Here is a 13,992-nt window from a genome sequence, read left to right on the forward strand (position 1 = left end):
TATTTTTGAATAAAAAAAATATTGCCCAAAATGAATATAGGCCTATAAATAATTCATAAAATCCTATGAAATCATGTTCCTTATTAAATCTACCTGCTTAAACCCTCAAACCAGTCTAAAATTTTGAATTAATCTTATACAATGTTTAAACATAGTATGCTTGCATAACAATAGTTATATATACAATAAATTCAATACTAAAGCTTTTATTATTGGAGAAAGAAGGTTTTTCTTCTTTTGAAGAGCACCAGTTGATAAAGGGAGTCAGTACGGGCGTAAGGGATTGTTTCTTAATGTTAGAAAATTTTGCTTACTTAAGGGTTTGTAAGTACTGATTCTGCTAATAAATGAAGCTACCTAAGATATTTTTGTGCCTTTTAACGCTACTTCTGTTGTCGCTAAATTTGCACGCACAGAATACGCCACAAAAAGGTTCTATTGACGAACTGAAGCTACAAGTTGTAAATGATACAGCATTTACCCTTAGTGCTACCGATGGACTTGGCAATCTGATCAAATATAGTGGCCCGTTACCGCTACGCATAAATGGCGAGCTTCAGGAAATAAGCTTTACTGAAGGGGAGGCACAATTCTCTTTGAAAGAAAAAGCGAACCTCGTGCAGGTTACTGCAAACCTGGAGACACATACTATTGCCCGCTTATACAGCATGGATGAAGAATCCCCTCTGGGTGTTTCTGAATTTCCAATGTGGCTTTCTATACTTCCTCCACTTATAGCCATCGTATTGGCCCTTATTTTCAGGGAAGTACTAATCGCACTGTTTGCAGGAATCTGGATCGGCGGCTTTGTTATCTATGGATTGTCCTTTAAATCAATTTTCACTGGGCTGTTGGCTGTAGGCGACACTTATCTGATGGAAGCGCTGACAGATGCTGATCACGTGTCTGTCATCCTATTTTCTATGATGATCGGTGGCATGGTTGCCATTATTTCAAAAAACGGAGGCATGGCTGGTGTAGTAAACTTACTCTCAAAATATGCCAGATCTGCCAAAAGCTCGCAGTTAGTTACGTGGGCATTGGGTGTGGCCATTTTCTTTGATGACTATGCAAATACCCTTATTGTTGGAAACACCATGCGGCCTGTTACCGATAAGCACCGCATTTCCCGTGAAAAACTCGCTTATTTAGTTGATAGCACTGCTGCACCCGTGGCAGCCATTGCATTTGTTACCACTTGGGTTGGTGCAGAGTTAGGATATATAAAAGATGCCGCCATATCGCTTGGCATCGAAGAAGGGGCTTACTCCCTATTCTTCCACTCTCTGGAGTACGCTTATTACCCAGTGCTAACCCTTGTTTTCATGCTAATGCTTATCCTGATGAACCGGGATTATGGCTCTATGCACCGTGCAGAGGTAAGAGCACGTGAAACCGGAGCGGTTACAGCCGCCGGCCTAGACCAAAGAGGACAGGAGAAACAGGAAATGGAAATGGCTGAGTTTGCGCCAATCGACCCTTCTCGCACAAGAGCTATAAATGCATTGCTCCCGGTATTGGTTGTTATTTTTGGTACCATAATCGGCTTATTGTATACAGGTTATAACCCTGAAGTATGGGAAGACAACAGTGTTGGCTTTATGCGCAAGCTTTCCATAACTATCGGTGACTCAAACTCCTATATAGCACTAATCTGGGCATCTCTTGGTGGCGTATTGGTTGCAGTTGCTTTAACTGTAAGTCAGCGTATCATGAGTTTAACCGAGACAATGGAATCCTTAATGGCTGGCTTCAAAACCATGCTTCCTGCCATATTGATCCTTGTGCTGGCTTGGTCTTTAGCAGCCGTTACCCAACAGCTTTATACTGCAGAATACCTTACGTCCCTTTTCTCAGGTAACATTTCACCTCAGTTCCTGCCTGAAATCACTTTCTTCCTGGCAGCAATTATTGCCTTCTCAACTGGCTCTAGTTGGGGTACCATGGCAATACTTTATCCGCTCATGCTACCTGCGGCTTGGTATGTGAGCCAGGCTGCCGGGCTAAGCATGGAGGAGACGATGCCTATTATATATAATGTGATATCTGTTGTATTGGCAGGTTCCGTGTTTGGCGACCATTGCTCCCCTATTTCTGATACGACTATTCTTAGCTCCCTCGCTTCTGGCTGTAATCACATTGATCACGTTAAAACGCAGCTGCCTTATGCTATCACGGTAGCATTGGTAGCCAATTTGATTTGCACAAATCTTTCTAGCTGGGGAGTTCACTGGCTATTAGTGTATGCTATCGGAGCAGCAGTGCTTTGGGGGGTGATAAAGCTCATAGGAAAGAAGAACACAGTAGAAGTTGTTTCTGCTAAAGTTGCTTAAGCTAAAAGGGCTACCCGGAAAACGAGTAGCCCTTTTAACTTTATAACTCTAGCTCATAAAAGTCGTGCACGACAGCCCGTGCTCCATAGCTCTCCTTATTAGCAAGAAGCTTTTCATTTAACAGTAAGCCGTGCTGCCCCATTGATGCTCCTAAATCAAAATAGAGCTTATGAGGGTACACTTCTTTCAACAGATAATCAATTAAAGCACTTAAAGCTCCTTTCACTTTCCCTCGCTCCGTGTAGCCAATGTACTGGCAATGAGCAACTGTTGCAGTTTCATAGATCAGAACTCCTGCGGCGATCTCTTCTTCCTCATCAGAGGCTACAAATAATTTGATATGTTCTGGGAACCTATTTGCAAGGAGCCTCACCTCTTCAGCTGTATGTACAGGAACGGCATTATACTTTATTAGCAGCAGTTCAGAAACTATTTGCATATATTTATCAAAGCTTAGGGAGCAGGCAAAGTGCCACGGCCTAGAACGCGATTTAACAACTTCCCATCTACGCTTTTTGCTGTACCCTAAAGCTTTTGAGGGTTCAATAACAGAGAGAAGGTCACGGCGTGTAACCTTGGCCTCACACCTAAACAACGCAAACAGATCTTCTTCAGCGGGTGCTCTATGATAAATGTGTGGAATAGATTTGTACTCTAATCTTCTCATACCCTGCTTTTGCAGGTACAGCTTCATTACCTCAAAGGCTTCTAGCATGGTACCTGATTTCATTCGTGCATCGGTTACAATACCTCCGTAAGTTAAACCAGCATGAGAGCACAGCACCTCCCCCTGCTCATTGGCAGGCATTAATCCTATAAGCCTGTCCTTTTTGAAAAACAGCAGCGAATGATCAGTGAAGCGTTCTGCATGGTATTCCATGTAATCCCGGAGTAGCAGGAATGTACCATTCTTTGACGCTTTAACAAAAGCATCCCATAAAACTCTATACTTCTCGTTATACCTTACAACTTCAATCACAGACTTGGCTTTCTACATTTTCAGAACGAATGAGAGGGATGCTACCTTGCCAGGCTCAGCTCCATCGCTTTATAAAAATCAACTACCTCTATTTTATCTATTCAGCACAATGCGGAACGTTGTTCCCTTGCCTACCTCTGACCATTTCACGAATAACTTTCCACGGTGGTAATTATCGATGATGCGCTTTGCCAGTGCCAATCCAAGGCCCCAGCCCCTTTTCTTAGTAGTAAAACCCGGCAGGAAAACAGACGCAACCTTACTTTTGGGTATCCCCTTCCCCGTATCGGTGATGTCAACGGCTATGTTTGCCTTCCCCAACAGGACCAACTGAATATTTATACTCCCGCGGCCTTCCATAGCATCTACTGCATTTTTGCAGATGTTTTCTATCACCCAATCAAACAGCGACACATTCACCTTTGCTGTTATCTCGGGAGGAAACGTACTTTCCACTGTAAAAGCCACTTTGCGGGAGATGCGGTTCTGAAGATAATTGATCGCATTCCGGGTAACCTCCAGTATGTTTTCATCGCGCAGCAAAGGTACGGAACCAATATTAGAGAAGCGCTCAGTGATGATCTCCAGGCGTCGCACGTCCTTACCCAACTCTTCTATTATGGGCTCATGCTCAAATTTAGGACTCGATTTTATATACTCATACCAAGCCATAAGAGAGGAAAGCGGCGTACCCAACTGGTGTGCTGTTTCTTTTGCCAGCCCCACCCACACCCGGTTCTGCTCCGCACGACGGGAGTAACTGAAAGCAAAATAGGCCATCAAGGCAAAGCAAGCTATTACAATTAGCTGCACATAAGGATAAAAACGAAGCTGCGACAACAAGGCCGAGTCTTTATAAAATACATAATTTTCAGATCCTTCAGCCCAAGGCACTACAATAGGAGCATGCTCCGACTTCATTTTCTCTATTTCTCGTTGTAATAGCTCAGCTTTTCGTTTTTCTGAAATGTTTTTGGGTAAATCTATGTTCTTAGAATCGAGGATATTTTCATTCTCATCAGTTAAAATAACAGGCACTGTCGTGTTGGCTGACAAGATTTCTTCTTCGATGAAGACAATATTGTCGTCGCTTGGCGCATTGATCATGTAGCGGAGACCTTTTGCATATAACTGCACCAGTTCCTGTTCACGTTCAGATAATTTGCTGACTAAAATATTTGTGTAAGTGATGGTGGCAGCTCCAATAATAAGCGCGACAATAACAACAACAAGCTTAATCCTGTTCTTCTGAGAGTAAATGGGTATCATGCAGTGTACACGTAAATTATTTTAAATTAGTATAAATTAAACATTAAGGGCAAGTAAGTTTCTTTTTAATAATATGAGCCTTAAATTTGCACCTTAGTAGAACACACGTTATTATGCTTCAGAATTTTAAAGCAATCAGCCTGTCTTACAAGAAAGCGCCGCTGGATATCAGGGAGTTGATTGCCTTAGATGAAATATCCTGCAGACAGTTTCTCCAAACGCTCAAGTCTTTTATCCAGGCTCCTGATGTGTTGGTTCTTTCTACCTGCAATCGTACAGAAGTATATTACAGTGCCGACACCGACTATAGCCAGGAAATTGTTAAGCTGCTTGGAATCACCAAAGGCATTGATAATATCTCAAAATACCTCGATTATTTTACCATCCTGAACGAGCACAATGATGCCGTGCAGCACCTGTTTGATGTAGCGATGGGTCTTGAGTCACAGGTAGTAGGAGACATGCAGATTTCAAATCAGGTGAAGGTGGCCTATCAATGGTCTGCCGATAACGAAACAGCTGGTCCTTTCCTGCACCGCCTGATGCACACGATCTTCTTCACAAACAAGCGCGTTGTACAGGAAACTTCTTTCCGGGATGGGGCTGCCTCTACTTCTTATGCAGCTATAGAACTGATAGATGAGCTAACCACTGATGTTATTGATCCTAGTATACTTGTGGTGGGACTTGGAGAGATTGGTGCTGATGTATGCCGTAACCTGAAAGGCTCAGGCTTCAAAAATATCAAGATTACAAACCGCACACAGGCTAAAGCCCAGGCTTTGGCTGAGGAGTGCGGCTTAGAGGTGCTCCCTTTTGAAGATATCGTGCGGGGCATGAAAGAGGCTGATGTTATCATCTCATCTGTAGCTCGCGAAACACCTTTCTTTACAAAGGAAATGGTAAAGCGCCTGAATGTGCTTTCCTTTAAGTTCTTCATCGACCTTTCGGTACCACGTAGCGTTGAGGCCGATATAGAAAGTATACCGGGTGTGTTAGTGTATAATATTGACACCATACAAAACAAAGCCTCCGAAGCATTGCAGCGCCGCATTAATTCTGTACCGCAGGTTCAGCAAATTATAAAGGAGTCTATTGATCAGTTTAACGACTGGTCTAAAGAAATGATGGTTTCTCCGACGATCAATCGTCTGAAGAATGCTTTGGAAATGATCCGGCAGGAGGAGATGGCCCGTTACATGAAAAAGCTAAGTCCTGAAGAAACGAAGCGCCTTGATAGTGTAACAAGATCTATGATGCAGAAAATCATAAAGCTACCTGTACTTCAGCTTAAAGCAGCCTGTAAGCGAGGCGAAGCTGAAACTCTGATAGATGTACTGAACGACCTGTTTGACCTTGAGAAACAATCGTCAGAAGTAGATCATTAATAATTGGTAAACAGCTGTATTTTCTTAGTGAATAAAAATACCAAAGGTCTTCGCATGCTTCTTTTCAGAAGGATTACGAGGACCTTTGGCATTCAACATTCTTGCAAATAGGCAAGCAAACCCCTGCCTGTAATTTTGCTTTTAGATGTCGATACAACATTCTTCAAGGCAATCGATCACATCAATTAGTTTAGGGATAGCGAGAGAGTAGTAGATTTTAGTACCTACTTTAAACGAGGACAAAACTCCCTTGTCCTTCAGTGTGATAAGGTGCTGAGAGGCGATGGCCTGCGGTAGATCTAAGTGCTTATAGATCTCAGTAACAGTCATTTTATCCTCTTTGCCCAGTAAATCGACAATAGCAAGCCTTTTTGGATGTGCCAATACCTTCAGCATGGCGGCCGCCTTATCTATTTTCTTGGATTCAACTCTTGACAACAAACTTTTCATAATTAAAATTTATACCTAACAGTTTCTACATACATTTAATCAATACAATTCATAATAAGGTATATACGACATTTACACTATTTTGCTGAGTTGCTTTCAGCGCAATTTTATATTTTCGCCTATGGATACTTATCATGTTATCGGGCTGATGTCCGGCACGTCGCTAGACGGTGTAGACATTGCACATTGTAGATTTACGTATAAAAAAGAAAATTGGATATATGAGATACTACATACTAATACATTAACATATACCAATACTTTAATTGACTCTCTCCGTGATGCGGAGACTACAACGGCACGCCAGCTAATTGGACTTCACCATGCTTACGGAAAATTCCTTGGCCAACAGGTCCGACAGTTTGTAACACAACACGGAATCGCACCGGATTTTGTTGCCTCCCATGGTCATACAATATTCCATCAACCAGATCAACACGTGTCTTTACAGATAGGGCATGGTGCCTATATCGCAGCAGAGGCACAATTACCTGTTGTCTGTGATTTCCGAACATTGGACATTGCCTTAGGTGGACAAGGCGCCCCTCTGGTCCCAATCGGAGACGAACTCCTTTTTAGGGACTATGATTACTGTATCAACTTGGGAGGTATTGCTAATGTTTCTTTTGCCATGAATAAACAAAGGCTGGCATTTGATATATGCGCCTGCAATATGTTATTAAACACAGTGGCAAATCAGGTTAACGAGGCATATGACGAAAATGGAAGGCTTGCCAGGGCCGGTGTAATGCAAAAGGAGCTTCTTGATGCTTTGAATGAGCCGCCGTACTTCACCGTACCACCGCCAAAATCCCTCGGTAAGGAATGGGTACTGGAGCATAGCCTTAAAACGCTCAACGAAAGTGCGGCTAGTGTTCAGGATAAGCTTAGCACTGTTTGCCATCACATCGCTTTCCAGATAAAACAGTCCCTCCCACTACTCCATCAGGGGCAACACCGGGTATTATTGACAGGAGGCGGTGCCTTCAATGGTTTTCTGGCAGAGTTAATTCAGCAATACCTGGGGCAACAGATTAGAGTAGAAGTACCTGCACCGGAATTAGTTTCCTTTAAAGAGGCCCTTATTTTTGCTTTCCTGGGGGTACTGCGTTGGCGCGGTGAGAATAACTGCCTGAAGAGTGTAACCGGCGCCTCGCAAGATAATATTGGGGGAGCTGTTTATGTGGGGTAAATCATTTCTGTATCCTCTCCTCTTATTTTATAACTTTGCGTGATTAAATAAATCAACTTCCGTTGCATGAAAGACCTTTTAGAGAAATTTGAGAATAAAAGACCTGAAATTGTTTTTGAGTGGAAAGATGCCGAAACAGAGGCTGAAGGTTGGGTAGTGATCAATTCGCTACGCGGCGGTGCTGCTGGCGGAGGCACCAGAATGCGCAAAGGCCTTGACAAGAGGGAAGTAGAGTCGCTTGCAAAAACAATGGAAGTGAAGTTCACGGTGTCTGGCCCAGGAATCGGCGGAGCTAAATCAGGAATTAACTTTGATCCTGCCGATCCTCGCAAGCGAGGGGTTCTGGAGCGATGGTATAAAGCAGTTATTCCACTTCTAAAGAATTACTATGGCACAGGAGGAGACCTGAACGTAGATGAGATTCACGAAGTAATTCCTATCACTGAGGATTATGGCCTGTGGCACCCACAGGAAGGGATTGTAAATGGCCACTTCCATGCCACTGAGCCACAAAAAATAAATAAAATTGGCCAACTGCGTCAAGGGGTTATAAAAGTTATTGAAGACCCTCACTACTCCCCATCCACTGCCCGCAAATATACTGTAGCAGATATGATTACAGGATTTGGGGTAGCAGAAGCAGTGCGGCACTACTATGATATCTGGGGAGGGCAGTTTGAAGGTAAGCGAGCTATTATACAAGGTTGGGGTAATGTTGGTGCCGCCGCAGCTTACTATCTCTCTTCTAAGGGAGTGAAAGTAGTAGGTATCATCGACAGAGCTGGAGGGTTGATAAAAGAAGAAGGCTTATCATTTCATGAAATCACCGAGCTATTCCTGAACCGCCAGGGAAATGCTCTTAACCCGGAAGGCTTACTATCCTTCGAGGAAGTTAATAAGCGTATCTGGTCTGTTCCTGCAGAAATATTCATACCTGCAGCAGCTTCACGTCTTGTAACACGGGCACAGGTAGAACAAATGATCAGCAGTGGCATGGAGGTTATCTCTAGCGGAGCGAATGTGCCTTTCCAGGACCCTGAAATATTCTTTGGTCCAACCGGGGAATTTGCAGATCAAAACCTTTCCGTTATCCCTGACTTCATTGCAAACTGCGGTATGGCAAGAGTTTTTGCTTACCTGATGGAGAGTGAGGTAGAGATTACCGATGAAGCCATTTTCTCTGACATTTCTACTGTTATCCGTGAGGCATTGATTAAGACGCACGACAAACACTCTCAGAAAACAGAAATTGCTAAAACTAGTTTTGAAATTGCACTGAGCCAGTTACTATAAATTTTCTATTATGAACTGGAGGGAGATATTAGAATATCAATTTCTGGGTAACACTGTAACTGAATACCTGATTTCAGCAGGTATCCTCTTATTTGGGTTCATCTTCAAAACAGTGCTGTCCAAAATTGTGTCCAGCATCTTATTTAAACTGGTGAAGCGCTTTTCTCATGAAGACAACTTACCAGAATTCAGGCGCCTGCTCATTAAGCCGCTCGAGGTATTATTGTTCCTCGTGTTTCTTTATCTGGCTTTTCAGGTGCTGGATTATCCTTTAGACCCAAGTGATCTCCGCAAGAACGACCCGTTCCTGAAAACGTTTATGTTTCGCACCTACCAGGTCTTCGTGATTGTAGCCTTGGGATGGGTAATCTTGCGTTTTGTAGATTTTATTGGACTGATCTTCAAGCATCGCGCCGAGAAAACTTCATCGAAGCTAGATGACCAACTGGTTCCTTTCTTCAAAGACTTCTCGAAGGTGATGGTGGTAATTTTTGCTTTCCTGATAATGTTGGGAGCTGTGTTTGATGTGAATGTAGCTGGTTTGGTGGCAGGACTTGGTGTGGGAGGTTTGGCTTTAGCCTTTGCCGCTAAAGAAAGCCTGGAAAACCTACTGGCCTCTTTCACTATTTTTCTAGATCAGCCTTTCGTGGTTGGAGATCTCGTGCAGGTAGGTGAATTAATTGGTGTAGTTGAGAAAATTGGCTTTCGAAGCACACGTATCAGAACCCTGGAGAAGAGCTTTGTAACGTTGCCTAACAAGCATATGATCGACAAGCCACTCGACAACCTGACGCTGCGCACATTCAGAAGGGCTAAGTTTGATATTAATCTTACCTACGACACCACCTCTGAGCAGATCCGCGCTATAACCCGGGATATACAGGAATTTATTGATAGCCACCCAAGGACAAATCAGGAGGGCCGAATCCGTTTTCTAAGTTTAGGAGCTCACTCCAAGGATATCATGATCCTTTACTTCGTAGACACTATGGATTGGAATGAGTTTATTGATATTAAAGAAGAAATAAACTTTAAAATAGTAGAAATTGTGGAAAGGCATGGGGCTGATTTTGCTTTTCCGACACAAACGTTGTATTTACAGCGCAACGCAATACCCCCAAAGAAATATTCTGCCTCAGGGGAGCACTCATATCTTGGGACCCAGACAGACCTAAAGTAGCTATAAACAAAAAAGCAGGAGAAGCTCCTGCTTTTTTTTCACCCTTATATCTTTAAATTTAATTTCTATCGGTTTTGCTTGCAACTAATTTTATATAATCTACAGTTACCAATCAACTCCTTCTTCTCTACATCAAGTTTTGATATTTTGTAGATTTGGTTTGTTTAACGGGCCACCACAGCTATAGTTACCTATACTTTATAACTTTTCCGCTACACAATACACTTTTTCATGTAAACACACTTTATTCTTAAGTGAATGAAAATTATAACCTTTCCTATACTAACATAACTCTTGCTTTAGCAACAGAAGATAGCTGATGTTAACGGAAAGATAACAAAAGATGTACTAATTAAAATCGAAATATTCCCCCTCCTGCAGCTCTACTTTCTTCTCTTTGTCTTTAGGCTTTTTGCCTTTCAGGAGTTCTTTGAGCTCCTGCCCTTCCTGCTTTAGATCAGTCTTTATTTTCTGACGTACCCGCTCATTATCGTAAGCTATTTTAAAATCACTCTCATTTCCTTTCAGCGTCAGAAATAAACTGCTGTTACCGGCGTCAGGGTCTTCGGCAACCACTCCGTAAACAGAGTCCTTATCAGGCCTGCGGTTGTTAAACAATGGCAACTTAATCTTGTAATCCATCTTCTGATCAAAGGTATGAGTACCTGAAACAGAGACAGTAGGAACAGCAGAAAGGCTGGAGCGAATATCCATCTCGGGAATATAAATAGTCCGTTGCTGAATCCAGAAACTATTATGCAGCTCTGCAAAGCGCATATTCTCTAGCTCAGATCGCTTTACAAATGCCGACATCTTTTGCATTGGAGCAAAGTTTATTAGCTGCCCGTTTCGTACAGTAGCCATAATTTCAGCTTGCAATAAGTCCGTCTTAGGATTCAGCTGGCTATCGAAATAAACATCTGAAACTATGTTTGCTGTGAGTTGGCCCCGGAGATGGCGGTCCATAATGAAATTTTGCTGGAAATTCTCAAACACGTAAAAGAGACTGTCTACGCTCATGTTGTTGAGTTTTGAAGCAGTGCTCACTTTAATATGATTCCGGTTACGTGCATCTAAGCTCCCTCTTACTGCAAAGTTCCCGCCGACAGCGCTAAAAGAGATATTGGGAGAGGAAACCACTTGGTTTTTCAAGGTTACTTCACCTTTTATATTTTTAGCCTTTAAACGGCGGAATTTTACTTTATCAATTGTGGCACTAAGGTCAAAGGCAACATTCGGGGATACAGTAAACCTGTAATCACCACTATTACCCTTACGCGCTGCCTCAGGCGTATTAAGTCTCTCGCTAAGCAGCTCGTCACAGTTCAGGTAATTGCTTTTAAAATCAGCTTCTACCAACAGACGCTGCTTCTCAAGCAGAAGCCAGGCCATTACATTCTTAAACATCCCGTTGATCACGAAGTCCGATTCGCCCAGCCTTCCCCTGAAATCTGACACTGCTACGTCATTCCTTTTGAACATAAAGTTCCCGTTAAGGCTGCCAAGCGGCATAGGGAGATCCTCTAACGCAAGCGACACATTATGTAAGGTTATGTCTCCGGAAGTGGACAAAGTACTGTATCCTGGCCGTGCTTTAAACTCATTCAGGTTACCTGAGAAAGCAATACGAACATCTGCCAGTCCACTACCACTACGCACTTGCTGTAGCTTTGCAAGCCCTAACACATATCCAACATCCAGCATACCTTGTACATCAAAGGCTATGTTCGGATTATTAAAATTGCTGTACTTCAGGTTTCCTTTAAATGGCCGCCCGTTAAGCACGCCTGTTAGGTTGTTCAGCTCCAGTGTTGAACTGGAAGCATTATGCCTGTCTCCATTAGTAAAACTTCCTGTAAGATTAATTTTATCTATCCGCTGTTTAACATCCGGATGGTAGAAGGAAGCATCTTTGGCTCCAAAACTAAAATTGATAGACGGATTTTCGGTTCCAGACGCACTACCTTTAACGGTCCCATTGAAGTAAATATCTCCCTCGCTGCGATACTGACTAAATTCCTCAGTTATGTTTTGTGGCAACAATGAAAGGAACGACTGTACATCTGTATTTTTCCCATTGAGTTTCAAATCAAGCGTAGTAGTGCCGGCATAGCCTATAGCCCCTTCTATTTCGTACGCAGCACCCTCTACTTGCACCACCGAAGGCTGTAGCTGCACAATCTGTTCCTGCCTGTTTATTTCCAGAGCCGTTGCTAGGTTTATTTTTTTGTTCTTGAAGTACTCACCAGACCCTATTCTTATGGTATGGATGGTGGCATCACCATTTGTAGTAACTGCCACTATCTCATTAGACACAGTTAATGCAGCTTGTAGGTAGTGAGCATCTACTTCATATGCCTGCTGTAGCTTCTGATCTATGTAGTGCACCACCACCTGGTCCAGTGTGATCTGCTCTAAATCAAAAGAAAACTCTTCATTAGCGGGTGCGGTAGAATCTGTTATAAAGACCTGATAGTTCACCTGCCCATCCGGCAATACCTTTACATATATTGCCCCCTCTTCCATAAAAAGTTGCTTTATAGTGTAATTACCAAGTAGGACATCAAAAATGCTGAAGGTGAAATACAGTCTTTTTGCATTGGCAAGAGACTCCTCGCTCTCCGGTAATGCCTCATGTACATTTACCTGCTCCAGTGAAACGGCTATTTGCGGGAACTTCTCAAAGAGTGATAGTGAAATTTGAGAAACCTCTACTTTGGTTTTTATGTGTTTATTGGCTTCAGCTACAAAAAGCTCGATTATTTTATCCTGATATGCATACACTAAACCCAATGCTACGCCCATGACAGCCACAAAACTGAATGCCACATAAAATAGCACTTTTTTAACACCTCTTTTCTTCACTGAGCGAAAGTTCAGATTTTTAGCACCTTATAAAACCTAAAGGTACTGTAGTAATAACATGCTTACAAGGGCAACGGAGGTTTGAAAAAATTTTTAACAATTTTTTTTCAAATGTTTTGCAGTTTCGAAAATAACCCCCATATTTGCATCATCAAACGGGGACAAAAGGTCACTGAAAAGAAAAAAAGGGGTGTTAGCTCAGCTGGTTCAGAGCACCTGCCTTACAAGCAGGGGGTCACTGGTTCGAATCCAGTACGCCCCACAAAAGGACAACTTAAAAGTTGTCCTTTTTTTATGTCTATACTTTTCTGCTTCTCCTGTTCTCTTTCCTCGTCTGGCGTTGACTAACCTTAAAACGCTACACTTCAGACAAAATTATAGCATGCCACTCTACCTTAAGTGGCTTAGTGTTTATCCCAATTGTAACCGGCTGCGACCTATTATTCTGAGGTCAATGAAAGGAAGTGGTCGTGAAGGGCAAGTACTTGCGGAATTACTAGCTGCTGATCATCGTTGAAGATGACATGATCAGCACGCGCCATTTTTTCCTCTTCGCTTAGCTGTCTTTCTATAATGGCACTAATATCAGCTTCAGTTCTATGTTTATCTCGGTGAAGAAGGCGCTTTATTCGGACATCCAATGGTGCAAACACTGCTATCATTTTGTCTATTTGCTTCCAAGCTTCCGACTCATACATTAATGCGGCTTCTTTGATCACATAAGGCTTATCAGCGTGCATGGCTACCCATTTGAAGAAGTCGTTGCGTACATGCGGGTGCACGAGGGCATTAAGCTGCTGCAGCCGCTGCGGATTATTGAATACGATCTTTGCCAGAAAGGTACGGTTCAATTCACCTTCCCCGGTGAATGCTTCCACGCCATATGCATCTATTAACTCCTGCTGTAGGCCCTCATCATGGCGCATTACCCACTTAGCACGGGCGTCAGAGTCATAAATTGGTACCCCAAGCAGTGCAAACATGCGACTTATGATAGTCTTACCTACACCTATACCACCTGTTATACCTATTTTAAGCATAGC

The 13,992-nt window shown here is 42.8% G+C and carries 10 protein-coding genes and 1 tRNA gene; 6 read left to right on the forward strand and 5 right to left on the reverse strand.

Annotation, left to right across the window (positions count from 1 at the left end; all coding sequences use genetic code 11):
- The first annotated feature begins 404 nt into the window (after positions 1-404).
- Complete coding sequence (locus tag ACFSRY_RS08405; protein WP_377505343.1) at positions 405-2,333, forward strand: Na+/H+ antiporter NhaC family protein; 1,929 nt, start codon at positions 405-407, stop codon at positions 2,331-2,333.
- Between the two features lie 40 nt (positions 2,334-2,373).
- On the opposite strand, the gene ACFSRY_RS08410 is transcribed toward ACFSRY_RS08405, so the two are convergent.
- Together ACFSRY_RS08410 and ACFSRY_RS08415 are read right to left on the reverse strand one after the other, a co-directional pair.
- Entirely contained in the window at positions 2,374-3,312 is a 939-nt protein-coding gene (locus ACFSRY_RS08410) for a GNAT family N-acetyltransferase (protein ID WP_377505346.1), read from the reverse strand.
- A 93-nt stretch (positions 3,313-3,405) separates the two neighbouring features.
- Complete coding sequence (locus tag ACFSRY_RS08415) at positions 3,406-4,581, reverse strand: sensor histidine kinase (protein WP_377505349.1); 1,176 nt, start codon at positions 4,579-4,581, stop codon at positions 3,406-3,408.
- 113 nt (positions 4,582-4,694) lie between these two features.
- Here ACFSRY_RS08415 and hemA point away from each other — a divergent pair, with 113 nt between their 5' ends.
- Positions 4,695-5,969 (forward strand): glutamyl-tRNA reductase, encoded by a 1,275-nt coding sequence (gene hemA, locus ACFSRY_RS08420; RefSeq protein ID WP_377505352.1) that lies wholly within the window; start codon positions 4,695-4,697, stop codon positions 5,967-5,969.
- Between the two features lie 141 nt (positions 5,970-6,110).
- On the opposite strand, the gene ACFSRY_RS08425 is transcribed toward hemA, so the two are convergent.
- The gene (locus ACFSRY_RS08425) at positions 6,111-6,419 is read right to left on the reverse strand and encodes an ArsR/SmtB family transcription factor (RefSeq protein ID WP_187068257.1); all 309 of its coding nucleotides are present in this window, start codon (positions 6,417-6,419) and stop codon (positions 6,111-6,113) included.
- Positions 6,420-6,540: 121 nt separating this feature from the next.
- Between ACFSRY_RS08425 and ACFSRY_RS08430 the strand changes: the two genes are divergently transcribed.
- The 3 genes from ACFSRY_RS08430 (at position 6,541) to ACFSRY_RS08440 (ending at position 10,084) form a co-directional block, all read left to right on the forward strand.
- Positions 6,541-7,611 (forward strand): anhydro-N-acetylmuramic acid kinase, encoded by a 1,071-nt coding sequence (locus ACFSRY_RS08430; RefSeq protein WP_377505356.1) that lies wholly within the window; start codon positions 6,541-6,543, stop codon positions 7,609-7,611.
- Positions 7,612-7,677: 66 nt separating this feature from the next.
- Positions 7,678-8,904 (forward strand): Glu/Leu/Phe/Val dehydrogenase dimerization domain-containing protein, encoded by a 1,227-nt coding sequence (locus ACFSRY_RS08435; protein WP_377505359.1) that lies wholly within the window; start codon positions 7,678-7,680, stop codon positions 8,902-8,904.
- 10 nt (positions 8,905-8,914) lie between these two features.
- Positions 8,915-10,084 (forward strand): mechanosensitive ion channel family protein, encoded by a 1,170-nt coding sequence (locus ACFSRY_RS08440; protein ID WP_377505362.1) that lies wholly within the window; start codon positions 8,915-8,917, stop codon positions 10,082-10,084.
- A gap of 348 nt (positions 10,085-10,432) precedes the next feature.
- Here the strand turns inward: ACFSRY_RS08440 and ACFSRY_RS08445 are convergent, their stop codons facing one another.
- The gene (locus ACFSRY_RS08445) at positions 10,433-12,949 is read right to left on the reverse strand and encodes an AsmA-like C-terminal region-containing protein (protein ID WP_377505365.1); all 2,517 of its coding nucleotides are present in this window, start codon (positions 12,947-12,949) and stop codon (positions 10,433-10,435) included.
- Positions 12,950-13,136: 187 nt separating this feature from the next.
- On the opposite strand from ACFSRY_RS08445, the gene ACFSRY_RS08450 reads away from it, so the two are divergent.
- Positions 13,137-13,211, forward strand: a tRNA-Val gene (locus tag ACFSRY_RS08450).
- 178 nt (positions 13,212-13,389) lie between these two features.
- Here ACFSRY_RS08450 and coaE read toward each other — a convergent pair.
- Entirely contained in the window at positions 13,390-13,989 is a 600-nt protein-coding gene (gene coaE, locus ACFSRY_RS08455) for a dephospho-CoA kinase (protein ID WP_377505368.1), read from the reverse strand.
- Positions 13,990-13,992 lie beyond the last annotated feature (3 nt).

It is taken from the genome of Pontibacter locisalis (genome assembly GCF_042684605.1).
Lineage (GTDB): Bacteria > Bacteroidota > Bacteroidia > Cytophagales > Hymenobacteraceae > Pontibacter > Pontibacter locisalis.